Source organism: Rhizobium vallis, assembly GCF_003985155.1.
GTDB classification, from domain to species: Bacteria; Pseudomonadota; Alphaproteobacteria; order Rhizobiales; family Rhizobiaceae; genus Rhizobium; species Rhizobium vallis.
This window is the reverse complement of sequence record NZ_ML133686.1, coordinates 207897-230814: the sequence shown is the minus strand read 5'-3', so window position 1 is coordinate 230814 and position 22918 is coordinate 207897. Positions and strand designations below refer to the sequence as shown.

Below are 22918 nucleotides of genomic sequence, written 5' to 3'. Positions count from 1 at the left end.
TCATCGATTTATCCCAGGTGTGACATTCATTCGATTCCCATCATGTATCTTCCCGACTAAGAAGGGGCTGACGTAACGGGAATCTGTTCATGCCGCGGTCACGCAATACTGAGGGCGCCATCTATATGAGCATGGCGATGGCTGGCTTTTCCGCGAGCGACGCTCTTTCCAAATCGGTGGTCGCCCATATGAACGCAGGCGAAATCATGTTCCTGCGCGGCCTCTTCACAAGCCTGCTCGTCTATCTGATCGCCCGGAAGATGGGGGCACTGCGCTCCTGGAGCATCATGCTGAAGCCGATCATTCTCCTCAGGATCGTCTGCGAGATGCTGTCGGCCGTCACTTACATTACCGCGCTCGGCATGATGCCGATCGCCAATGCCTCGGCAATCCTGCAGTCGCTGCCCCTGGTCGTCACCTTCGGCGCCGCGCTGTTCTTCAATGAGCCCGTGGGCTGGCGGCGCTGGTCGGCGATCCTCGTCGGCCTCGTCGGCGTGATGATCATCATCCGCCCCGGCCCCGAAGGTTTCACCGCCGCCGCCCTCCTCTGCGTTGCCGCCGTGCTGACGACGGCCGGCCGCGACCTCGCCACCCGGTCAATAGATCCGGAGATTCCCTCGCTGATGATCACCGTCATCACCGCGACCTCCATCTCCTTCTTCGGCGCTCTGCTCATCCCCTTGCTCGGTGGTTGGCAGCCGGTCAGCGCCACCTCGCTCGGACATCTCCTGCTCGCCTCGGTGCTGGTGCTCGTCGGCTACCAGTCTGTCATCCTTGCCATGCGCACCGGCGAAATCTCCTTCGTGGCGCCCTTCCGCTATACGAGCCTGATCTTCTCCTCGCTGCTCGGCTTTTTCTTCTTCGCCGAAGTCCCGGACGGCTGGACGCTCCTGGGCGCTGCAATCGTCATCGCCTCCGGCCTCTATACGTTCTATCGTGAGGCCAAGCGCCGCGTATCGCCGATCGCCCAGGAATCGGCGCCGCGCGCACCGGTCTGACGAAGGTTCCGAGGCAGGACAATGGCTGAATTTTCGCTCGACAGGTCCGATATAGCAGGCGTCGTACTCGCCGGCGGTCGCTCCCAACGCATGGGCCGCGACAAATCAGGCGTAATGCTCGGCGCCGAAAGCCTGCTCCACCATGTGCTCGACCGGCTCTCGCCGCAGGTTTTCTCGGTTGCCGTCAATGCCGATGCCAGAGCCGAAAACGTGCCCGTCATTCCCGATCGTATTCCCGGCAAGGCCGGGCCGATGGCCGGCATCCATGCGGCCATGACCTATGCCAGCGGCCTTCCCAAGGTCAGCCACGTCGTCACCGTCTCTGTGGACTGCCCGTTTTTCCCGGCCGATCTCGTCGCCCGGCTGGCGGCGGCGGTCGAGCGACCCTCGCAGATCGCCATTGCCTCCTCCGAGGGCCGCAGTCATCCCGTCTTCGGTCTCTGGCCGGTGACACTGGCCGCCGATCTCGAAGCCTGGATCGCCACCGACGAAAAGCGCCGCGTTCGTGACTTCCTGTTACGGCATGACGTTACGGAAGTGGCGTTTCCGCTGCATCCGACCCGCGCCAGCCTGCTCGACCCATTCTTCAACATCAACACGCCTGACGATCTCGTCGAGGCGGAACGCTGGCTGGAGGCCCTGCGCGCATGACCGCACCGAAAATTTTCGGCATCGCCGGTTGGAAGAACTCAGGCAAGACGGGGCTCGCCGTCCGTCTGGTGACCGAATTCACCAGCCGCGGCTACAGAATCTCGACGATCAAGCACGCCCATCATGATTTCGACATCGACAAGGTCGGGGCCGACAGCTACCGCCACCGTCAGGCCGGCGCCCATGAAGTCACCATCGTCTCCGGCACCCGCTACGCCATCATGCACGAGCTGCGTGGCGCTCCCGAGCCTGCGTTCGAGGAGATCCTCGCGCGCCTCGCCCCCTGCGATCTCGTACTGATCGAGGGCTACAAGCGCGAGCCGATCCCGAAGATCGAGGCCCGCCGCCTGGAGGCCGCCAACCGCGAACCACTGGCGCCGAGCGATCCCCATATCTGCGCCATCGCCGCCGATCATGCCGTCACCGACACGGCCCTACCGATCTTCGATCTAGACGACACAGGCGCCATCGCCGATTTCATCGCCGACGTTGTCGGCCTTGAGAAGGCGCGCCCCTGAAGCACCGGCATTGCGGCCGGATCTAGAAACCGGAGGCGCTTCGCCTGCCATCGCCTTGATGATTTCCTTGGCAAGCTGGGCCTGATTATAAGGTTTTCCCAATCGTGGAAGATCGATGTCCGTGCCGGCGGGAAGGTCGGCATAACCAGTCGCCAGCACGATCGGCAGCGCCGGATGAATGTCGCGTACGGCCTGGGCGAACTGTGCACCGGTCATACCAGGCATTGAATAGTCGGTGATCACAAGATCGAAGCGCTGGCCGCTCCTGATCAACTCGAGCGCCTGCGAGCCGGAATTTGCCTCGACGACGTCGTGGCCGAGATCTTCGAGCATGTCGACGGAACTCATGGCGATCAGGGCATCGTCATCGACCAGGAGAATCCTCAGCCTGGCTGCGGCCTCAGGGGCGAGCGTCTCGCCTTCGGCGGCCGTTTCCGGGCACTGTTCGGTCGCCGGAAGCCACAATTCAGCGGTCGTACCCACGCCAGGCTCGCTTGTCAGAACAAGCGCGCCGTTGAGCTGAACGGCCAATCCGTGGATCATCGACAAGCCGAGGCCGGTGCCCTTGCCCACCTCCTTGGTCGAGAAAAACGGATCGACCGCCTTCTTCAGAGTCTCCGCGTCCATACCGGTGCCGCTGTCGGCTACCGCCAACACAAGATAGGTTCCCTCACCGAGATCACCTGCGCCGCCGACAACCTGTTCTTCGCGCAGCGATATCGACAATGTCCCGCCATCCGGCATCGCATCGCGGGCATTGACGGCAAGGTTGAGCAGCGCCAGCTCCACTTGGTTCGCATCGACCAGCGCCGGCGGCAGCGTCGCCGGCAGGATGGTCTCGATGCTGACCGAGGATCCGACCGAACGTCGCAGCAGGTCGTTCATGCCGGAGACCAGCTCGGCCAGATCAACCGGCTTGACCTGCAGATCCTGCTGCCTGGCAAAAGCCAGCAAGCGCTGCGTCAGCGCCGCCCCCCGGCGCGCGCCCTGGAGCGCGCCGTCAACCAGACGCGTCGCCTTGGCGTCTCCGACAACGTGTTTGCCGAGCAGCTCCAGATTTCCGAGGACCACCATCAGCAGATTGTTGAAATCATGCGCAACGCCGCCGGTGAGCTGGCCGATCGCTTCCATTTTCTGGGATTGGCGAAGCTGTTCCTCGGCTCTCTCGCGCTGCGCGACCTCCTCAAGCAGCGTCTGATGGGCGGCGTCGACCTGCCTCGTTCGCTCCCTGACACGCTCTTCGAGATTTTCGTTGAGCCGCCTCAGATTTTCCTCTGCGGCCTTGCGGGCGGTGGTATCGGAGCAGACGCCGACAAGTTTTCTCGCCGAACCATATCTGTCGGCATAGAGCTGCGCATGGACCTCGGTCCAATGCAGTGATCCATCCGGCCAGATCGTTCGGTGCTCGATCGAATAGTCGCGTCCGGTATCGATCGTCTGGCGCAGGCTTGCTTGGACGAGGTCCCGATCATCGGGGTGGATGCTCGCGATCAGCTCGTCATGCTTCACCTCGTCATCCGGTTCCCGGCCGAAGATTGCCTTGCAGGTCGCCGAGACGGACAAGGCCATCGACGACAGTTCCAGCTCCCATGCCCCGAGACGGCCGGCGGCGAGCGCCGTCTGCAATCGCCGCTCTCCTTCGCCAAGCGCCTCGAGCCGGGCGCGCGCTTCATATTGGCGCAGGCGCCCCTTTAGCGCGGTCCGCGCAACGCTGATGAAGGATGTGGCATGGAACGGCCTTTCCAGGAAGGTGACGTTGCCGAGGACCTCGGAAAGTCTGGCCGCGGCAGGGTTTCGTTCAGGTCCCCCGCCACGCTGGGTGAGGACGATGAACGGCAGGTCGGACCAGCTCGGCTGGCCGGCAACCCAGGCAGCAACCGGTTTCAGGTCACTGCCGCGGACCGCCTCTTCCGTCAGGACCCCGACCGCGATGCCGTCATCGAGTGACGATGCGAAGAGATTCAAATCGGCAACTGATAACGAAGATAATCCAGCCTCATCGATCAACGATGCCGCCACCTGGGCGTCGCGTCCGGCCGGTGCGTAGATCAGGGCCTTCGGGTCATGGGAATTAGGAATTGACGCCGTCCTCGCTGTCGGTTGGCAAAAGCGCAGCGGACGTTGCGACGAATTCCGGAACCCCGCGAAGCACTCCCTGAAAACCGACGATGGGATCTCCGATCGTCAGGCCGTCAGCATCGATCCGATACTCCCGGATGGTATCCTCGTGGTGGCCGGTCCTTTTCTTGATGACGGAGACCGCCCGCCGCACACGTCCCACCGCCTCGAAGTAACGCAGCAGGATGACAGTGTCGGCGAGGTAGGTCACGTCGACAGGCGCCTTCATGTCGCCAACCAGGCCATGCTGGGCCACGGTGAGGAAGGTGTTTGCGCCTTGCCTGTTCAGATATTGCAGCAGCTCGTGCATATGCAAAATCAGCGAATTCTCATCCGGCATGGCAGCCTGGTAACCGTTGATGCTGTCGATGACGACGGTCTTAGCTCCCAACTTGTCGACGGAAGCACATACGCGATGGGCGAATTCACCGGGTGACAGTTCGGCGGCATCGAGTTGCTCGATATGCAACAGACCCTGATCCCTCATGGCCTCGAGATCCATGCCGAGCGCTCTCAGGCGCGTGAACAGCAAACCAAGCTCCTCGTCGAAAATGAAGGCAGCCGCCCTTTCGCCGCGCGCGATGGCTGCCATCAGGAATTGAAACGAGAAGGTGCTCTTGCCGGTGCCGGCCGGACCGAGGATCAATGTACTCGACCCTCGTTCGAGCCCGCCGCCCAGAAGCAGGTCCAGCTCGGCAATATCGCTGGGAAGCTGATCGCGAGCATAACTCGATCTGTGTTCGGCGGCGACGAGACGCGGAAACACGACAACACCGCCGGTCTGGATGGTGAAATCGTGGTAGCCGCCGCGGAAAGCTTGTCCCCGATATTTCGTCACCCTCAAGCGTCGCCGCTCGGCGCCGTAAGTCGGCGCCAGCTCGTCGAGATGGATGACCCCGTGCACGACGCTGTGCACCGTCTTGTCGAGCATTTCGGAGGTCTGATCGTCGAGAAGAAGCACGGTCGCTCCCTGCCGGGCGAAATAATGCTTGAGCGCCAGGATCTGCCGGCGGTAGCGCAGTGAGCTTTGCGCGAGCAGCCGTATCTCCGACAGGCTGTCGAGAACCACGCGGCTCGGCTTGACCCGCTCGAAAGCAGCGAAGATTTCTCTAGTCGTCTCACCAAGCTCAAGGTCGGACGAATAAAGCAGGCTCTGCTGCTGGTCGGCGTCGAGCAGGCTTTCCGGCGGCACGACCTCGAAGACCTCGATATCGCCATCGATGATCATGCCGTGGGACGCGGCGCCGGCTCGCAGTTCCGCTTCGGTTTCCGAAAGGGTGATATAGAGCCCGCGCTCGCCGAGCCGCGCTCCTTCGATCAGAAACTGCAGCGCAATGGTCGTTTTGCCCGCTCCCGGATTTCCTTCCAGAAGAAACACGTGCCCTTGGGACAGCCCGCCTGCCAGAACTGTGTCCAAACCGGACACCCCGGTGCGGGCTTTCGTGGCAGGCGCGGCAGTATTCATTCATTCTATCCTTCAGTTTTACTTTGAATTAGTGGCGAGCGACGGAATGTCAAATCGCCCGGAAAGCATATCGCCCCTTGCGGATTGGCAGCGGGATGCGGCGAAATCTATCCTCGATGGCGAAGCGCATCGACGACGAGAGCGAATGCCGGCAGGCAGATGAGAAACTGAACACCTGGGATAACGAACATCCCAGAAGCATTCATGAGCTCTGCTCATAAGTGCATGCCGTTTCCACCCGCTATTCAAAGAACAGCAACGAACCTACTCTCCGCCGCCCTCGCACCCGGAATGCAAAAGCGCGCATTGGAAACAGCGACCGCCTTCGTCTAGAGGCCGGGCGTTTTGGCTGCACGCGACTGCTCATTCCCCATCAAAATCGGAGCACCTGTGGACCAGAATATCGACAGCATTTCCCAGCCGCGGCAGGAGGCCATGAAAACAGATCTTCGGCTTCTGGTCGTTCTCAGCACGCTGATGGCCTTCGCGGCGATCTCCACCGACCTCTATCTGCCGGCACTGCCGCGGATGAGTGTCGCGCTTGGCGCGAGCCCGGGCACGCTCGAACTCACCATCACAGGATATCTTATCGGCTTCACCCTCGGCCAGCTGTTCTGGGGACCGGTCGGCGACCGTTATGGCCGTCGCGGACCGGTCGCGCTCGGCCTGATCGTCTTCGTGATCGGCTCGGCCGGCTGCGCCCTGTCGACGGATGCGTGGCAACTGATCGGCTGGCGGGTAGTCCAGGCGCTCGGCGCCTGTGCCAGCGTCGTGCTGGCCCGGGCGATCGTGCGGGACCTTTTCGAACGCGATCGCGCCGCCGGGCTGCTTTCGACCCTGATGACGATCATGGCGATCGCGCCGCTGCTCGGGCCGAGCGTCGGCGCGCTAATCCTGAAAGTCGCATCATGGCAGGCCATATTCTGGACGCTGGTGCTGATCGGCCTGGCGACACTTGCCGCTCTCTCCACGCTGAAGGAAACGCTGCCGCCGGAAAGGCGCAACACCGAGAAGCTCAGCCGTGCGTTCCTCGGCTATACCTCACTGCTTGGAAATCGCCGGCTTCTCGGATATGCGGGCGCGGTCGGCTTCTTCTACAGCGGCGTCTTTGCTTATATCGCCGGCTCGCCTTTCGCCTATATCGACTACCATCACCTCTCGCCGCAACTCTACGGCGTGCTGTTTGCGGTCGGCATCATCGGGCTCATGGCCTCGAACATGGTCAACGCCCGGCTGGTGACACGCATCGGCAGCGACCGGCTGCTGCTCTTCGGAACGATCGGCGCAGCGCTCGCCGGCGTGATCGTGGCGTTGGTAGGTGCGACTGGCCTTGCCGGGCTCTTCGGCCTTGCGGCGGCGCTCTGCCTCTACGTCGCCATGAACGGTTTCATCGCCGCCAACGCGATCTCCGGCGCGCTTGTGGATTTCCCGGCGCGGGCCGGCGCCGTATCGGCATTGCTCGGCGCCATCCAATATGGCAGCGGCATCCTCGGCTCGGCCGCATCAAGCACCTTCGCCGACGGTACACCCTGGCCGATGGCATGGGTCATCGCGCTTTCCGGCATCGGAAGCATGCTGAGCATGCGGCTTGTCAGAAGCCGCTCGGAAAAGGCGACGCTCTATCCCCGATAGCGAAGCGCGTTCACAATGAGAGCGAAGGCCGGCGAGGCATGCCGGCGGCTCGGATAGTAGAGATGGTAGCCGGGAAACGGCGGGCACCAGTCTTCGAGAACGCGCACCAGCTGCCCATCGGCAAGATGCGCCTCGATCAGATCCTCCGGCAGGTAAGCAATCCCCATCCCAGCCAGCACTGCGTTCAGACGCAGTGCGATATTGTTGAACACTAACTGTCCTTCGACGCGAACATTGAGCTCGCGCCCATCCTTCTCGAACTCCCATACATAGACACCGCCATAGGTCGGCAGACGCAGGTTGATGCAATTGTGATCCGTGAGGTCCTGGGGTGTCAGGGGCTTCGGCCTTTTGTCGAAATAGGCCGGAGCGCCGACCACCGCCATGCGCATATCCGGGCCGATGCGCACCGCGATCATGTCCTTCGCCACCTGTTCGCCCAGCCTTACGCCGGCGTCGTAGCGTTCCGCGACGATATCGGTCAGACCGTAGTCGACGACGATCTCGACCTTGACATCGGGATATTCAGGCAGGAGCTTTTCCAGGGTGGGCCAAAGAACGGAATTGGCCGCATGCTCGCCGGCATTGATGCGGATGGTGCCCGCGGGCTTCTCCCGGAACGCGCTTAGGGCGGCCAGTTCGCTCTCGATCTCGTCGAAGCGCGGACCGATCGAGACGAGCAGGCGTTCGCCGGCCTCCGTCGGCGAGACACTGCGCGTCGTTCGTGTCAGCAGGCGCAGTCCAAGCCGCTCTTCAAGTCCCCGAATTGTGTGGCTGAGCGCCGATTGGGAAACACCCAGCTTCGCTGCCGCCTTGGTGAAACTCTGCTCGCGCGCAACGGCAAGGAAGGCAATGAGGTCGTTGACGGACGAACGCGGCATTCATGAATCCTTCTCATAGATCCTTGCCGTTTATACCATCTAATCGAAATCAAGCCCACGCGCTAAATACGTTGTCATGACGGGCGGACGTGTCCTGCCTGGGCGGACATGTCCGCTCAATCGGGCCGTCCGCGCCGCCGAACATTTGAAAGGACGACACATGGATATCAAGCGAAGCGGCTCGCAGCCTTCGGCCAAGGGATCGGCAGACTGGTTCACCGGCAGCGTGCGTGTCGACCCGCTGTTTCAGGTGACCGGTCCGGCCCGCGCGGCCGGCGCCAGCGTCACCTTCGAGCCCGGCGCCCGCACTGCCTGGCACACCCACCCGCTCGGCCAGACGTTGATCGTCACATCGGGCTGCGGCCGCGTCCAGCGCGAAGGCGATCCGGTCGAGGAGATCCGCGCCGGAGACGTCGTCTGCTTCGCGCCGGGCGAACGCCACTGGCACGGAGCAGCACCGACGACGGCGGTGACCCATATCGCCATCCAGGAACAGCTCGACGGCAAGGTCGTCGACTGGATGGAACATGTCACCGACGCTCAATACCAGGGTTAGAAAAGGAAACGGCAATGCAGAAGCGTGAACTCGGAAAGAGCGGACTTCAGGTCTCGGCCATCGGTCTCGGCTGCATGGGGCTGAGTTACGGCTATGGGCCGGCGACCAGTATTGAAGAAGCGATCGCCCTGATCCGGCGAGCATTCGAACACGGCGTGACTTTCTTCGACACGGCCGAGGCCTATGGGCCGTATAAGAACGAAGAGCTTCTGGGAGAGGCGCTTGCCCCGTTCCGCGACGAGGTGGTGATCGCCACGAAATTCGGCTTCAATTTCGACGCCAATGGCGGCCAGAGCGGCATGAACAGCCGGCCGGAACAGATCCGCGCGGTTGCCGATCAGGCGCTGAAGCGCCTGAAGACCGATGTCATCGATCTGTTTTACCAGCACCGTGTCGATCCCAATGTTCCGATCGAAGACGTCGCGGGCACGGTCAAGGCGCTGATCACGGAAGGCAAGGTCCGGCATTTCGGCCTCTCGGAAGCAGGTGCGCAGACGATCCGCCGCGCCCATGCCGTTCAGCCGGTGACGGCGCTGCAGAGCGAATATTCGCTGTGGTGGCGCGAGCCGGAACAGGAAATACTGCCGGTGCTCCAAGAACTCGGCATCGGTTTCGTTCCCTTCAGCCCGCTCGGCAAGGGCTTCCTCACCGGCGCGATCAACGAGACGACCACCTTCGACAGCAAGGATTTCCGCAACATCGTGCCGCGCTTCTCGCAGGAAGCGCGAAAGGCCAATCAGGCCCTCGTCGATCTCCTGGCGGAAATCGCCAAGCGCAAACAGGCGACCTCCGCCCAGATCGCGCTCGCATGGCTGCTGGCGCAGAAGCCCTGGATCGTGCCGATCCCCGGCACCACCAAACTGCATCGCCTGGAGGAAAATATCCGGGCCGCCGAAGTCGAACTGACGGCCAATGACCTCGCCAGTATCGAAAGCGCACTCACCACGATCAAGGTGGAAGGCGATCGTTATCCCGCGCATTTGCAGGCAAGGGTCAATCGTTGAGAAAGGAGGCGGCCGCCGACACTTGCGGCCGCTTCTTCACCGGTCGCATCATTTCCTCGGCGCCGGCGCGTTCTCCTGAAAAGCCGGTATCGTCTCGAGCTTGGCGACGATCTCCGCAATATGAGGCCACCTTGCGAGATCGAAGCCCAGCCGCCGGGCGCTGATCGCCTGCGGGAACAGGAAGATGTCGGCAATGCTGGGCCGGTCGCCGACGGCATAAACCCCTTTCCTGCGGCCGGCGATCATCGTCTCGACCGCGGCCATGCCCTCGCCGACCCAGTGACGGCCCCAGGCGGCAATGGCATCGGCATCGGCCTGGAAGGTGGCGCGCAGATGCAGGCCGATCCGCGGCGGCAGCAGCGCGTGGATCTCGGCAGCGATTGCCAGCGCGATGGAGCGGGCATGCGCCCTGTCTTCAGCGGTATCGGGCAGCAGCGGCGGCTCCGGCTGAACCTCGTCGAGATATTCGACGATCGCCAGCGACTGGGTGATGAGAACGCCGCTATCCGTCAGCAGGGCCGGGACCAGCCCCTGCGGGTTGACGCTGCGATATCCGGCCTGCCGGCTCTCGGCCTCTTCGCCGAGAATGGTGACCGGCAGCGCTTCCGCCGTCAGTCCCTTCACGGCAAGCGCGATCCTGACCCTCGATGTCGCCGAGGAAATTTCGTTCTGATAGAGTTTCACTGTCTTTCTCCCTGCTGCGATAGGAAGAGCGGCGGCTCTCCCGGAGAAGAAGCCGCGACGGCCGCCGTCACGAGGCCGGCAAGCGGCGAAGGCTCTTGAGAGCTTACGTCGTAGATGCAGGGTGCGGCGAAAACCACCGCTCCCAGAATGCAGATGATCATCAATCTCATCAAATCCTCCAATCAGCGAGGCCGGTTGGCCTCGCCCTCGCTTTTTCGATCCTACTTGCCGGCAGGCTTCCGCAAGCCGCCATATCAATCAGGCGACGATCAGGTCGACATCGATATTACCGCGCGTCGCCTTCGAGTAAGGGCAAGTCTGATGAGCCTCCTCGATAATCGCCTTCGCGACATCCGCTTCGATCCCAGGCATGCTGACCTTCAGCCGGGCCTGCAGGAAATAGCCGCCATTGCCGGTTCCGAGGTCGATCTCGGCATCGACGGCAAGATCGGCCGGCAGCTTGACCTTCTGGTTAGCGGCAGCAAAGCCGATTGCGCCGATAAAGCAGGCGGACCAGCCAGCGGCAAAAAGCTGTTCGGGGTTGGTGCCGGCGCGGCTGCTGCCGGGAGGCGACAGCTTGATGTTCAGTTCCCCGTCATCGCTGTGCGAAGCGCCGTCGCGTCCGCCTGTGGTGTGGGTCTTGCCGGTATAGAGAACCTTCTCGATCTTTGTCATGGAACACTCCTTGTTTGCGTCGCCATCGGCGACTGGCCGCGGTGTGCGGCCGGGTTGACGGAGTGTGGTTTGAGCCGCTGATATTTCAGGCATGTTTCCGGAATCGGCCGAAATGTCACAAAACGTAGCATCCGGTATCCACGATATCTTCCCATACAAAACATCGCGAAATTTTCTGGCGGCTAATGCCATCACCGGATGGTGACTTCTGCCGCCAGCCCGCCACCGTCGCGATTGTAGAGCCGGAGCGTACCGCCGATCTTGGCCGTCAGCTGCTGGGCGATCGCCAGGCCGAGGCCCGTCCCGCCTGTCTCCCGGTTGCGGGATTGCTCGAGCCGGAAGAAAGGCTGCATGGCGGCGTCAAGCATATCGTCGGGGATTCCCGGCCCGCGATCCATGACGGTGATGACGAAATCGCCTCCCGCACCGCGCCCGACGCTGATTTCGGCGGCGCCGGCAAATTTCAGCGCATTGTCGATGAAGTTCGACAGGATGCGGCGAAGGGCGTGCGGCTTGGTGAAAACAGCGCCCTGGACCAGCCCGACGACCGTAACCGCCTTGCCGATATCCTGGTAGTCGTAGGATATGCTGTCGATGAAGGAGGAGAGATCGATGCGGGCGTTCTTTTCGCCACTGCCGTGGGCGCTGCGCGCATAGGCGATGCCGTCCTGGACGAGGCGCTGGATCTCGCCGAGATCATTCACCAGCTTGTCTCTCTCAGGCGAATCCTCGGCCATGTCGGCGCGCAGCCGCATGCGGGTGATCGGCGTCTGCAGATCGTGTGAGATTGCCGCAAGGATCTGGACGCGCTCTTCGAGGTAGTGCGCGATCCTTTCCCGCATGGCATTGAACGCTCTTGCGGCATGCGCGACTTCGCTCGGCCCCGTCTCGCTCAAGGCGGGGCTGTCCTTGTTGGGATCGAGTGCATCGGCGGCGGCGGCAAGCTCGCCGAGCGGCCGGATCGCCTGGCGGACCGCAAACCAGGCGCAGAGAATGAGCAGCGCCATCTGGACGGCGAAAACGTAAGGCAGCCATGCGGCGATCGGCATGACGCCCCTCGGCGTGACATCAATCGTCAGCGGGCTCCCGTCGCTCAGCGTCAGATGCGCCTGCAACCGGCTTACCTCGCCGGGAATCCGTTCGATACGGATCGGAAAGCGATGCCCGACGGCCTCCTCGATCTTTCCGAGAATCTCGGCCCCCTTGCTTGTTGCATCAGGTACGCCGGGAAGGCCAGGCCCGAGCACGAAGCGGTAATTACCGCGGCTCAGCCGATCCACCAGATCAACGCGCTGGCCGGGCGCAAGCCGGTCGAGAACGGCGATCGACGTTGCGACATCGTTCTCCAGCGTGCCGAGCATGACAGCCTTGGCCGACATGGTGCGCTCCATGTAGAGCACGCTGAAGGAGAGCCCATAGGCGAGGGCCAGGCCGATCAAAAGGATGAGAAAGATCCGCGATCGCAGCGTCCTCGGCCACATCAGCCCCGACAGGATGGGAATATCAGCCGTCATTCGCGCGGCTCCGAAATTTCGACCGGAACAGAAAACACATAACCTTCGCTGCGCACCGTCTTGATATAGGTCGGTTCGCGCGCATCGTCCCCCAGCCGCTGCCGCAGGCGGCTGACGAGGAGATCGATCGAGCGATCGAAGAGCTCGGCGTCGCGGCCCTGCGTCAGGCTCAGAAGCTGATCGCGATTGAGCACCCGCTGCGGGTGATCGATGAAGACGCGAAGCAGGCGGTATTCGGCGCCGCTCAGCGCAATCGCGGTCCCGTCCTTATCGAGAAGGTGACGGGCGACCGTGTCGAGCCGCCACTCGCCGAAGGTCAGCAATTGCCCCGCCTCGCTGATCTGCAGGTTGGGGGGCAGCATGCGCGTTCGCCGCAGCACCGCCTTGATCCGGGCAAGCAGCTCACGCGCGGCAAAAGGCTTGGCAAGATAGTCGTCGGCGCCCATCTCCAGCCCGAGGATCCGATCCATCTCGTCGGTGCGGGCCGTCAGCATCAGGATCGGGATCGCCTTGTGCCGGCCGGAGCGCAGTTCGCGGCAGAGCACCAGCCCGTCATCGCCAGGCATCATCACATCGAGCACGATCAGGTCAACGGCATTGGCGTCCAGAAAACTGCGCATCTGGCGTCCGTCCGCGGCAACGCTGGTCCTCAGGCCATTCTTCTGCAGATAACCCGAAACCAGTTCGCGGATTTCACGATCGTCGTCGACGATCAGGATGTGATCGACATGATCCATATTTGCCTATTCCCCAACGATTTGGCCGCGCCCTCGCCTCGCTCATAATGTCGAAGCGTCAGACCCGACCTACGCATATTCTGCCGGCCCGAGCAACGAGGCTCGAGAGCCTGTACCCCGATCAGAACCGATCGACGTCGATGACCGCCTGCGCGAAAGCCTGCGGCGCCTCCTGCGGCAGGTTGTGGCCGATGCCGCCGCCGATCGTGCGATGCTCGTACTTGCCGGAGAACTTTCCGGCATAGGCAGACGGCTCCGGATGCGGCGCACCGTTTGCATCGCCCTCCATCGTGATCGTCGGCACGGCGATCATCGGCAAGGCGGCAAGCTGCTTCTCATAGGCATCGTACTTCGCCTCGCCGTCGACCAGATCCAGACGCCAGCGGTAGTTATGGATGACGATCTCCACGTGGTCGGGGTTGTCGAAGGCGGCGGCGGATCTGTCGAAGGTCGCGTCGTCGAAGTTCCACTTCGGCGAGGCCGTCTGCCAGATCAGCTTTGCGAAATCATGCCGGTTGGCCTCGTAGCCCAAGCGTCCGCGTTCCGTGGCGAAATAGAACTGGTACCACCATGCGAGTTCGGCCTTCGGCGGAAGCGGCTTCTTATTCGCCTCCTGGCTGCCGATCAGATAGCCGCTGACCGAGACCATCGCCTTGCAGCGCTCCGGCCAGAGCGCAGCCATGATGTTGGCCGTCCGCCCGCCCCAGTCGTAGCCGGCAATCACGGCCTTCTCGATATCAAGCGCGTCGAGCAGGGCGATCATATCGGCGGCAAGCGCCGAAGGCTGGCCGTTGCGGGGCGTCTTGTCGTCCAGGAACCGGGTCGTGCCGTAGCCGCGCAGATAGGGCACGATCACCCTGTAGCCGGCCGAAGCGAGCAGCGGCGCGACGTCGACGAAACTATAGATGTCATAGGGCCAGCCGTGCAGCAGCAACACGACCGGACCGTCCGCCTTCCCCGCTTCGGCATAACCGATATCGAGCACATCCGTCTTGATCTGCTTCAGCGCTTCGAACGAGGTATTGGTGCCGGATTTCATAACAGGCAGGGAGGCGGCAGGCGCCGACTGCGCGGCAGCAGCACCGGCGATGCCGAATTCGGCTGCCGCAATGGCGATTGCCGTCATGCCGAAGAAGCGGCGGCGGTGATGGTTGATTTGCTCTGACATCTTTCTCTCCTGTCGAATGGCTCACGGTGCTTAAAAGACGTTTCGCTTGTATCATCCGTATGTCGCGCGCGGCCGGTTTTTGAATGCGGATGTAGCTTTCGGCCACCGAGATACACTCTGATACAATCGCCTCTCCTCCGCAAAACCTCGCGCCTGATGCAGCCGTTTTCGTCATCGGCTGCCGGAGCCGCAGTTTGTATCGCTCTGTATCGGCGCGCCCGGCCGCAATAGTTCGGTACATTTTCCCGCAAAACCAGACACACCGCCGATACGTCCGCTGGGCTACATCGCCGCCGTTGCTGGTCCAGGCCAATCGCCGTCCAGAGCCTGATCAATCGGTTTCAAAGGAAACGATGATGACACTTCTGATCATTGCCTATCTCGGAGGCGCGCTGACGATCCTCAGCCCTTGCATCCTCCCGATCCTCCCCTTCGTCTTCGCCCGTGCCGGACAGCCCTTCGTCAAGAGCACGCTGCCGATGCTGGCTGGCATGGCCGCCACCTTCGCGCTCGTCGCCACGCTCGCCGCAGTCGGCGGCAGCTGGGCCATTCGCGCCAATGAATATGGCCGCCTTGCCGCGATCGTCATGCTGGCGCTCTTTGGTGCGAGCCTACTTTCGCCGCGCTTTGCAAGCACGCTTGCCCGGCCGATCGTCGACCTCGGAAACAATCTGGTGAATGCCAGCGGCGGCGGACGCACCGCGCCCACGGTGAAGAGCGCGCTCATTCTCGGCGTCGCCACCGGCCTGCTCTGGGCGCCCTGCGCCGGGCCGATCCTCGGCCTCGTTCTGACGGGCGCCGCGCTGCAGGGTGCCAACCTGCAAACGACCTTTCTGCTGATTGCCTATGCCGCCGGCGCCGCCACCTCTCTTGCCGTCGCCCTGCTTGTCGGCGGAAAGATTTTCGCCGCCATGAAGCGTTCTCTCGGCTTCGGCGACCGGATTCGCCAAGTGCTCGGCGCGGCCGTTCTGGCGGGCGTTGCCGTCATCGCACTAGGCCTCGACACCAGCCTGCTGGCCCGCCTCTCCTATGCCAGCACCGCATCCCTGGAACAGGCCGTGCTCGACCGGCTGCATGCAAAGCCCCTCGGCGGCGCCTCCTCCGAAGTGGCGAGCAACGATGCCGCGATCGCCGCAGCCGATGCGAAGAAGCCGTTCCGCAGCGATCTGCCGGTCGAGGGCTCTGCGCCTTCGCTCGACGGTGCTGTGGAATGGCTGAACTCGAAGCCGCTGACCGCAGAGCAGTTGCGTGGCAAGGTCGTGCTCGTCGATTTCTGGACCTATTCCTGCATCAACTGCATTCGCACCATCCCCTATGTGAAGGCCTGGGCGGAGAAATATGCCGATCAGGGCCTTGTCGTCATCGGCGTGCACGCCCCGGAATTCGCCTTCGAAAAGAAGATCGACAATGTCAAAGCCGCGATCGGCGGCTTCAAGATCGGCTATCCCATCGCGATCGACAATGACTACAAAATCTGGCGCGCCTTCGAGAACAGCTACTGGCCGGCCGCCTACCTGACCGATGCCAAGGGCCAGATTCGCTATCATCATTTCGGCGAAGGCAATTATGGCAGGACTGAGAAGGCCATCCAGGACCTGCTGCGCGAGGCCGGCAGTGAAATGACCGCAGGCGCGACGGTCACACCTGATGCAAAGGGCGTGGAAGCCGGTCCCGATCTCAGCAACATCCGCTCGGGCGAGACCTATCTCGGCTACGAACAGGCCACGAATTTCGTCTCTCCGGAGGGGCTGCAAGCCGATATCACGCAGAACTATTCGACCACCGAGCCGGGTCTCAACAACTGGGGCCTGTCCGGAAGCTGGACTGTCGGAAAGGATCAGGCGACACTCGATCAACCGGGCGGTGGCATCACCTACCGTTTCAGCGCCCGTGACCTACATCTCGTTCTCGGGCCAGGCGACAGCGGCAAACCTGTCCGCTTCCAGGTGAAGGTCGACGGCAAGGTTCCAGGCGCCGACCACGGCTCCGACATCGATGCCGACGGCAATGGTACAGTAACCGCGACAAGACTTTACCAACTGGTGCGCCAGTCCGGCCCGGTCGCCGCCCGCACCTTCGAGATCCGCTTCCTCGATCCCGGCGTCCAGGCCTATGCCTTTACGTTCGGCTGAATCTGAAATGCCTCGATACGCAATCCACAACCTCAATCAAAGGAATAATACCATGAACAGACGTCCCATTTTCATCACAGCCCTCACGCTTGCCGCCGGCACCATCGCATTTGCCGCCGAGGCCGCTCCGGTCAAGAACATCGTGATCGTACATGGTGCACTCGCGGACGGCTCCGGATGGCGCAAGGTGACCGAAATCCTACAGAAGCGCGGTTTCGAGGTCACGGTCGTCCAGGAGCCGATTACCTCGCTCGATGATGATGTCGCCGCGACGAAGCGCATTCTCGACCTCCAGGACGGGCCGAGCCTGCTCGTCGGACACAGCTATGGCGGCATGGTCATCACGCAAGCCGGCAACGATCCGGCCGTCGCGGGCCTCGTCTATGTCGCCGCCCTCCAGCCGGATAAGGGCGAAAGCGTGCTGAGCCTTTCGAGCTCGAAGCCCGCCGGCAGTATGGACATCAAGGAAACCAAGGACGGCAAATATCTCTATCTCGATCCGGGCGCCTTCCCCGCCGATTTCGCGGCCGACCTTCCGAAAGACGAAGCAGACTTCCTGGCAAGGTCGCAGGTCTTCGCCTCCAAGCAGGCCTTCTCCGCCAAGATCACGGAAACAGCATGGCGCACCAAGCCTAGCTGGTCGATCGTCGCCACCCAGGATCGCGCCATCAACCCTGACCTGGAGCGCGACATGGCCAAACGCGCCGGCAGCGAAGTGACCGAAATCAAGGCCAGCCACGCCGTCTTCGCCTCTCAGCCGCAAAAGGTTGCCGACATCATCGAAAAGGCTGCCAAAAAAGCCAGCGAGTAGAACTGCTTGTGGCTTAGGTGCAAAGACCTGGGGCTATTACCAGTCCAGCCCCTGGAAGCAAATGGCGCCCCTCAATGATAGAGGGGCGCCATATCATTACCGGTTGGCAGCCACCGGCCGAACCAGCGCGGTGACGCGGCGGATGGTGACGCGGCGGTTTTCCTGTTCGGGACCGTCCGTGTTGACCTTCAGATAGCGCTCGCCGTAGCCCTGCGTCGCCAAGTTCTCGGGCGGTATGCCGTAAACGTCCGTGAGCACGTTGGCGACCGATTCCGCACGCTGGTCGGAAAGGACCAGGTTGCTCTGGTCAGAGCCGACGGCATCCGTATGACCCTCGATCAGGAAGGTCTCGCTCGGATCTTTCTTCAGCACCTGGCTGATCGCGTCTGCGACCTTGCGTAGCGTACGCGCCTGGGTCATCGGGATATCGGCACTGCCGGTCGCAAAGGTGATCGTGTCGAGGTCGATACGGCGCACCTTGTCGCGGATACGGGCCGAATACTTCACCTCGTCAAGCGAATAGACGCGCTCCACCGGCTCGACTGGCGGCTCGCTCAGGAACTCGTAATAATCCCGGTTCGGGTCGCTGCGGGTGTCGATGATATAGTCGTTGAGCGGTACGCGCAGGCGCATCGGCGGCAGGTCGGCGCCCGGATCCTCGAAATAGTCGCGGTCCGGATCGTTGTAGAGATCCTGCGAATAATAGAGCACGTCCTCACGCCCACGCGCATCGACGCGCGACCGCTGGATGATGTCGCCATAACGGTTGCGGATCGTGACGATGCGATAGCCCTCCGGCCGCATGATCGTCTCGCGGTAGCGGTCGCCCGAAAGCTCTTCATAGCTCGGCCGTTCGCCATCGCGCAGGAACCGCCTGTCGTCGTCGCTGCGCACGATCACCTGATTGTTGTACTGGATGATCACGCGGTTGTCTTCGGTGCGGTTGTCGATGCGCGCCCCGTCGGGACGGGCAAATTGCGGCCGCTCGTCAAGCCTCGTGCCCTTCTCGCTGGTCACCGCCTCGATTTTGACCGAGGGCTGCGCCACGCCACCGGTAGCGGCCTGAGCCTCGGCATCGGAGGTCGGCAATTTGAAGTCCTGGCTCTCGGCGCGCAGCTTGTCGCGGTCGCGGCGGCCTTCCCGGCCCTTGCTGCGATCGGCATCCTTGTCGCTGTCGAGCACGGCGGCACCGTTCTGGACCGGCAGCACGACGGTCTCGCTGCTCTTGGCCGGATCTTCAGCGATCTTCTTGCGCCGCTGCAGTTCCTCGGGCGAAACCTTTTCCGGCGCCGGAATAGCCTGCTGCACCTGCTGGCCGCCGCTGGCATCCGGAAGCGGCTGGGCAGTGTCGGTGGCCGGTGCGGCTGGCTGCACACCAGCGGGCTGTTCGCCAGCAGGTTTTGCCGCCGTGCCTTCCTTGGGCTTTTCAACCGGCGCGGCTTCCGGGGCGGCCGTCTTGTCCTGGGTAGCCTTGTCCGGGGTAGCCTTGTCTGCAGGCGCGACGGTCTCGCCGGCTGCAGGCTTCTTCACGGCCGGCGCTTCGGCCGTGGGCTTTGCTTCCGGCTTGGCTTCGGGCTTGGCCTGCTCTTCGGTCGGCGTCACAGGCTCGGGAGCGGCGGTTTCGGCCTTGCCCTTGCCCTTATCGCGCGGGCGCTGCTTGCCTTCCGGCTTGGCCTCAGGTGCAGCCTGCTCCGTTTGCGGCTGGGTTTCCCTAGCGGCCGGCTGCTGCTCGGGCGCGGGCTGCGCCTCAGGCTCGGCCTGCTGAGCCTCATGCTTCTTGGGTTTCTTCGGCTTTTCCTGCGTTACCGGCTGCTGTTCCTGCTGTGGCGCGGCCTCCGGCTGTGCCTCGGGCTGAGCCTCCTGTTTGGCTTTCCGCGCGGGCTTGCTTTCGGGCTGTTCCGCCGGCGCCTCCTTCGGCGCTTCGGCTTTCGGTGGCTCCGGTGCTGCCTTGGGTTCTGGCGCTACCTTGGGCTCAGGCGCGGCCTTGGGTTCAGGCTCAGGAGCCTCCTTCCGCTCGGCCTTCGGCTTTTCTGCAGGCGCTTCCTTCTGCGCGGGCTGTTCGGCGGCTGGCGCCTGTTCGGCCGGGGCCTCCTGCTTTTCCTTGTGCTTTTTCTTCTTCAGCAACTCTTCTTCGGAAGGTGCATCCTGAGGCGCATCCTGCGCCACCTCGAAGCTCCCCTGCTCGACTTGCCGCACGGCCGCGGCCTGCGTCTCAACGCCGCGCACGGCCGCCATCGCCGCTGCCGGCTGCAGGGCCAGCGAGAGGGAAAGCAGCGGAAAAGCCGCACTTGCGAACAATCTTGATTTCATGCCCATCGGGTTTCCTCGATCCTGTTTGAGCTTCCTGAAGGCCGATAGGCCCTGCTTCCGCCCCTAGCCACGCATTAAGGCGAAACGGCGAAATGGCAATCGCCGAACCGCCGATTTGTTCCGGTTCTAGGAATTCGGGGATTAACCTCGCGTGAATGTTGCAGTCTGCCGACGTTCATCTCGCCTGCTGTGTGCACTGCAAACTGCGCGGGAATTTCTGTTGCAATTGTATGAAAAAAAGTCTGATTATCGCCGCAAGGCGGTGCCCGTCACCGTTGAACAGCAGCCGTCAGCCCAAGAGAAAAAAGCGCGACGGCTACCAACAGAGAGGATCCTCATGCATATCTCCACCCGTATTTTCGCGGCAGCCTCGATTGCGGCGATGTCTCTCTTTGCCGGCTCGGCCATGGCCGACGGCGAAAAATATGTGATCGGCACTGATTCGACCTACCCGCCCTTCGAATTCGTCGACGCCAGCGGCACGATCCAGGGCTTCGACATCGATATCACCAAGGCGCTCTGTGCCGAAATGAAGGCCGAATGCACGTTCGTCAGCACCGACTGGGACGGCATCATCCCGGCGCTGAACGCCAAGAAATTCGACATGATCGTCTCGTCCATGTCGATCACGCCTGAACGTCTCAAGCTCGTCGACTTCTCCAACAAGTACTACAACACCCCGCCGGCAATCGCTGTGCCGAAGGACTCCAAGATCACTGACGTTGCCGGCCTCAAGGGCAAGGTGATCGGCGCGCAGACCTCCACGACGCATGCCAACTACGCCGAGAAGCACCTCGCCGACACCGAACTGAAGCTCTATCCCACCGCTGACGAATACAAGCTCGACGTTTCCAGCGGCCGCGTCGATGCCGTCATCGACGACGTCGTCGTTCTCTCCGAATGGGTCAAGTCCGACGCCGGTGCATGCTGCAAGATCCTGACGACCCTGCCGGTCGACAAGGAAATCAACGGCAACGGCGCCGGTATCGCCATCCGCAAGGGCGATGCGTTGAAGGAAAAGCTCAACACGGCGATCGCTGCAATTCGCGCCAGCGGCGAGTACAAGAAGATCCAGGACAAGTACTTCGACTTCGACGTTTACGGCGAATGAGAAAATCGGTATCTGGCCGATGAAGCTATTGGCGGGAGGCTTGCTCTTCCGCCATTTTTGTTTGACAAAGGTGGCAAGATCAAAACGGCAAAAGCCGTGAGGGGAATTCTCGCATGGGCGGATTGTTTTCCGCGCTCGGCTCCTTCTGGAGCTTGCTTGTGCACATCTTTGATCCGCTTTGCGGACCTGTCGGTATTTTCACCTGGTTGGGTCAGTCGACGATTCTTGCCTGTGGCGACACCGGCTTTGGCGACGAAATTGCGCTCGGCCTTCAGGTCACCGTATCGGTCGCGATCGTCACCCTGCCGATCGGCCTCGTCATCGGTTTTCTGGTGGCGCTCGGCCAGCAGTCGGAAGAAAAATCGGTGCGGCTGGCTGCCGGCATCTACACCACGATCTTCCGTGGGCTGCCGGAGCTTCTGACGCTCTTCATCATCTATTACGGCATGCAGATCCTCATCCAGTATCTGCTGGATCTCGCCGGCTATAGCGGTCCGCCGGTCGAAATCAACGCCTTCTTCGCCGGCGTCATCGCGCTGTCGGTCGTCTTTTCCGCCTATTGCTCGGAAGTGCTGCTCTCGGCCTTCCGCGCCATTCCCAAGGGCCAATATGAGGCGGGAGACGCGCTGGGTCTCCATCGCGGCCGCACGCTGCGCCTCGTCGTTCTCCCGCAGTTGGTGCGCATCGCGCTGCCCGGCCTGACGAACCTCTGGATGGTGCTCCTGAAGGACACCTCCTATGTGTCGATCATCAGCCTTGCCGATATCCTGCGCCAGACGAATGTGGCCGTGCGTGTGACCAAGGAACCCTTCTTCTTCTATGGCATCGCCTGCTGTCTCTATCTGGTGCTTGCCATCCTCTCCTCCTTCCTGCTCGTCTATGTCGACAGATGGGCCAAGCGTTCGGAGGTCCGCCGATGAGCTACGCTGAAACATTGATCCCGCCGCAGCCAGCTCCCCGCGAAGCGGCCAGGCGGATGACGCGGACACGCCTCGCCGGCTATATCCTTGTCGCGTTTTGGGCATTGTTCGCCGCGCTGCTGGTCTTCACCGTCATCAATGGCTGGGATCCCGACAAGTTCACCCGATACGGGCCGCGCTACCTTCACGGCCTCGGGGTGACGCTCGGCCTCGTCGCCATTTCGGTTGTCTGCGGCGCCGTCCTGTCGCTGCCGCTTGCCATGGCGCGTCTGTCGAAAAGCAAGGTGCTGAACGCGCTGGCCTATTGCTACATCTATTTCTTCCGCGGCACGCCGCTGCTTGCCCAGCTCTTCCTGGTCTATTACGGCCTCGGCGTGTTCCGGCCGCAGCTGGAGTCCGTCGGTATCTGGTGGTTTTTCCGTGATGCTTGGTATTGCGGCATCTTCGCCATGACCATCAATACCGCGGCCTATCAAGCGGAAATCCTGCGCGGCGCGATCGAAAGCGTGCCGCATGGTCAGCGCGAGGCGGCCGCGGCACTCGGCATCCATCAGAATATCGCCTTCCGCAAGATCATCCTGCCGCAGGCTCTCATCGTGGCGCTTCGCCCCTACGGCAATGAGATCATCCTGCTGATCAAGGGCTCGGCCGTCGTCGCCATCATCACCGTGCTCGATCTGATGGGCGAGACCCGCTACGCCTTCTCCCGCACCTTCGACTACCAGACCTATCTCTGGGCGGCGATCTTCTACCTCTCGATCGTCGAGGCTCTGCGCCATCTCTGGGCCTGGATCGAGCGGCGCCTGACCAGGCATCTGAAACGCTGATGCGTGACGCCAAAAAGCGTGTCGCGGTTTCCGGATAACGGCATAGGCTCGCAAAAGCCGGCTGGCAGCACTCGCCTCAGGATGCTGCCAAGCCATTGAAAACAAAAAGAATATCTCCACCACACAGCATCTGTTAAGCTTCCATTAATCACTCGCATGTTTTCATTTCATGCAGCGCTAATAAAAGCGCGAGTGGGAACGAGAAG

Annotated in this window: 21 protein-coding genes; 11 read left to right on the top strand and 10 right to left on the bottom strand. The window is 62.3% G+C overall.

The genetic code is table 11. From position 1 onward, the window contains the following. The first annotated feature begins 89 nt into the window (after positions 1–89). The 3 genes from EFQ99_RS01185 to mobB are packed head-to-tail and all read left to right on the top strand — an operon-like array spanning position 90 to position 2167. Positions 90–998 (top strand): DMT family transporter, encoded by a 909-nt coding sequence (locus tag EFQ99_RS01185; RefSeq protein ID WP_126918837.1) that lies wholly within the window; start codon positions 90–92, stop codon positions 996–998. A 21-nt stretch (positions 999–1019) separates the two neighbouring features. After that, positions 1020–1649 (top strand): molybdenum cofactor guanylyltransferase MobA, encoded by a 630-nt coding sequence (gene mobA, locus EFQ99_RS01180; protein WP_126918836.1) that lies wholly within the window; start codon positions 1020–1022, stop codon positions 1647–1649. After that, positions 1646–2167, top strand: coding sequence for a molybdopterin-guanine dinucleotide biosynthesis protein B (gene mobB / locus EFQ99_RS01175; RefSeq protein ID WP_126918835.1), 522 nt, complete (start codon positions 1646–1648; stop codon positions 2165–2167). Before mobA ends, mobB begins: the two co-directional genes overlap by 4 nt. On the opposite strand, the gene EFQ99_RS01170 is transcribed toward mobB, so the two are convergent. Next, positions 2099–4282, bottom strand: coding sequence for a hybrid sensor histidine kinase/response regulator (locus tag EFQ99_RS01170; protein WP_281024220.1), 2184 nt, complete (start codon positions 4280–4282; stop codon positions 2099–2101). The two genes, mobB and EFQ99_RS01170, sit on opposite strands and share 69 nt — an antisense overlap. Next, positions 4239–5750 carry an ATPase domain-containing protein gene (locus EFQ99_RS01165; protein WP_126918833.1) on the bottom strand — a complete coding sequence of 504 codons (1512 nt, stop codon included), beginning with the start codon at positions 5748–5750 and terminating at the stop codon, positions 4239–4241. The genes EFQ99_RS01170 and EFQ99_RS01165 overlap by 44 nt, the downstream gene beginning before the upstream one ends. Positions 5751–6185: 435 nt before the next feature. On the opposite strand from EFQ99_RS01165, the gene EFQ99_RS01160 reads away from it, so the two are divergent. Further along, entirely contained in the window at positions 6186–7382 is a 1197-nt protein-coding gene (locus EFQ99_RS01160) for a multidrug effflux MFS transporter (protein WP_126918832.1), read from the top strand. Here the strand turns inward: EFQ99_RS01160 and EFQ99_RS01155 are convergent. Beyond that, positions 7370–8263 (bottom strand): LysR family transcriptional regulator, encoded by an 894-nt coding sequence (locus EFQ99_RS01155; RefSeq protein ID WP_126918831.1) that lies wholly within the window; start codon positions 8261–8263, stop codon positions 7370–7372. The two genes, EFQ99_RS01160 and EFQ99_RS01155, sit on opposite strands and share 13 nt — an antisense overlap. 160 nt (positions 8264–8423) lie before the next feature. Here EFQ99_RS01155 and EFQ99_RS01150 point away from each other — a divergent pair, with 160 nt between their 5' ends. Together EFQ99_RS01150 and EFQ99_RS01145 are read left to right on the top strand one after the other, a co-directional pair. Then, positions 8424–8819 carry a (R)-mandelonitrile lyase gene (locus tag EFQ99_RS01150; protein ID WP_126918830.1) on the top strand — a complete coding sequence of 132 codons (396 nt, stop codon included), beginning with the start codon at positions 8424–8426 and terminating at the stop codon, positions 8817–8819. Positions 8820–8833: 14 nt separating this feature from the next. Next, complete coding sequence (locus tag EFQ99_RS01145) at positions 8834–9823, top strand: aldo/keto reductase (protein WP_126918829.1); 990 nt, start codon at positions 8834–8836, stop codon at positions 9821–9823. Between the two features lie 48 nt (positions 9824–9871). Here the strand turns inward: EFQ99_RS01145 and maiA are convergent, their stop codons facing one another. From maiA to EFQ99_RS01120, 6 genes are all read right to left on the bottom strand, one after another. Continuing rightward, positions 9872–10507, bottom strand: coding sequence for a maleylacetoacetate isomerase (gene maiA / locus EFQ99_RS01140; RefSeq protein ID WP_126918828.1), 636 nt, complete (start codon positions 10505–10507; stop codon positions 9872–9874). After that, positions 10504–10677 (bottom strand): hypothetical protein, encoded by a 174-nt coding sequence (locus EFQ99_RS34880; RefSeq protein WP_164736324.1) that lies wholly within the window; start codon positions 10675–10677, stop codon positions 10504–10506. The genes maiA and EFQ99_RS34880 overlap by 4 nt, the downstream gene beginning before the upstream one ends. An 88-nt stretch (positions 10678–10765) precedes the next feature. After that, positions 10766–11182 (bottom strand): organic hydroperoxide resistance protein, encoded by a 417-nt coding sequence (locus EFQ99_RS01135; RefSeq protein WP_126918827.1) that lies wholly within the window; start codon positions 11180–11182, stop codon positions 10766–10768. A gap of 191 nt (positions 11183–11373) precedes the next feature. Continuing rightward, positions 11374–12696, bottom strand: a complete 1323-nt coding sequence (locus tag EFQ99_RS01130) for an ATP-binding protein (RefSeq protein ID WP_126918826.1) — start codon at positions 12694–12696, stop codon at positions 11374–11376. Beyond that, the gene (locus tag EFQ99_RS01125) at positions 12693–13433 is read right to left on the bottom strand and encodes a response regulator (RefSeq protein ID WP_126918825.1); all 741 of its coding nucleotides are present in this window, start codon (positions 13431–13433) and stop codon (positions 12693–12695) included. The genes EFQ99_RS01130 and EFQ99_RS01125 overlap by 4 nt, the downstream gene beginning before the upstream one ends. A 121-nt stretch (positions 13434–13554) precedes the next feature. Beyond that, a complete protein-coding gene (locus EFQ99_RS01120; protein WP_126918824.1) occupies positions 13555–14601 on the bottom strand; it encodes an alpha/beta fold hydrolase in 1047 nt (348 codons plus the stop codon). 356 nt (positions 14602–14957) lie between these two features. Between EFQ99_RS01120 and EFQ99_RS01115 the strand changes: the two genes are divergently transcribed. Together EFQ99_RS01115 and EFQ99_RS01110 are read left to right on the top strand one after the other, a co-directional pair. Then, complete coding sequence (locus tag EFQ99_RS01115) at positions 14958–16733, top strand: cytochrome c biogenesis protein DipZ (protein ID WP_126919564.1); 1776 nt, start codon at positions 14958–14960, stop codon at positions 16731–16733. 52 nt (positions 16734–16785) lie between these two features. Continuing rightward, entirely contained in the window at positions 16786–17544 is a 759-nt protein-coding gene (locus EFQ99_RS01110; protein ID WP_126918823.1) for an alpha/beta fold hydrolase, read from the top strand. 96 nt (positions 17545–17640) lie between these two features. Here EFQ99_RS01110 and EFQ99_RS01105 read toward each other — a convergent pair whose 3' ends face one another. Next, a complete protein-coding gene (locus EFQ99_RS01105) occupies positions 17641–19860 on the bottom strand; it encodes an OmpA family protein (protein ID WP_126918822.1) in 2220 nt (739 codons plus the stop codon). Positions 19861–20191: 331 nt separating this feature from the next. Between EFQ99_RS01105 and EFQ99_RS01100 the strand changes: the two genes are divergently transcribed. The 3 genes from EFQ99_RS01100 (at position 20192) to EFQ99_RS01090 (ending at position 22712) form a co-directional block, all read left to right on the top strand. Further along, on the top strand, positions 20192–20965 hold the full coding sequence (locus EFQ99_RS01100) for a transporter substrate-binding domain-containing protein (RefSeq protein ID WP_126918821.1): 774 nt from the start codon (positions 20192–20194) through the stop codon (positions 20963–20965). A gap of 113 nt (positions 20966–21078) precedes the next feature. Then, positions 21079–21885, top strand: coding sequence for an ABC transporter permease (locus tag EFQ99_RS01095; protein WP_126918820.1), 807 nt, complete (start codon positions 21079–21081; stop codon positions 21883–21885). Beyond that, positions 21882–22712 (top strand): ABC transporter permease, encoded by an 831-nt coding sequence (locus EFQ99_RS01090; RefSeq protein WP_126918819.1) that lies wholly within the window; start codon positions 21882–21884, stop codon positions 22710–22712. Before EFQ99_RS01095 ends, EFQ99_RS01090 begins: the two co-directional genes overlap by 4 nt. The last annotated feature ends 206 nt before the right edge of the window (positions 22713–22918 follow it).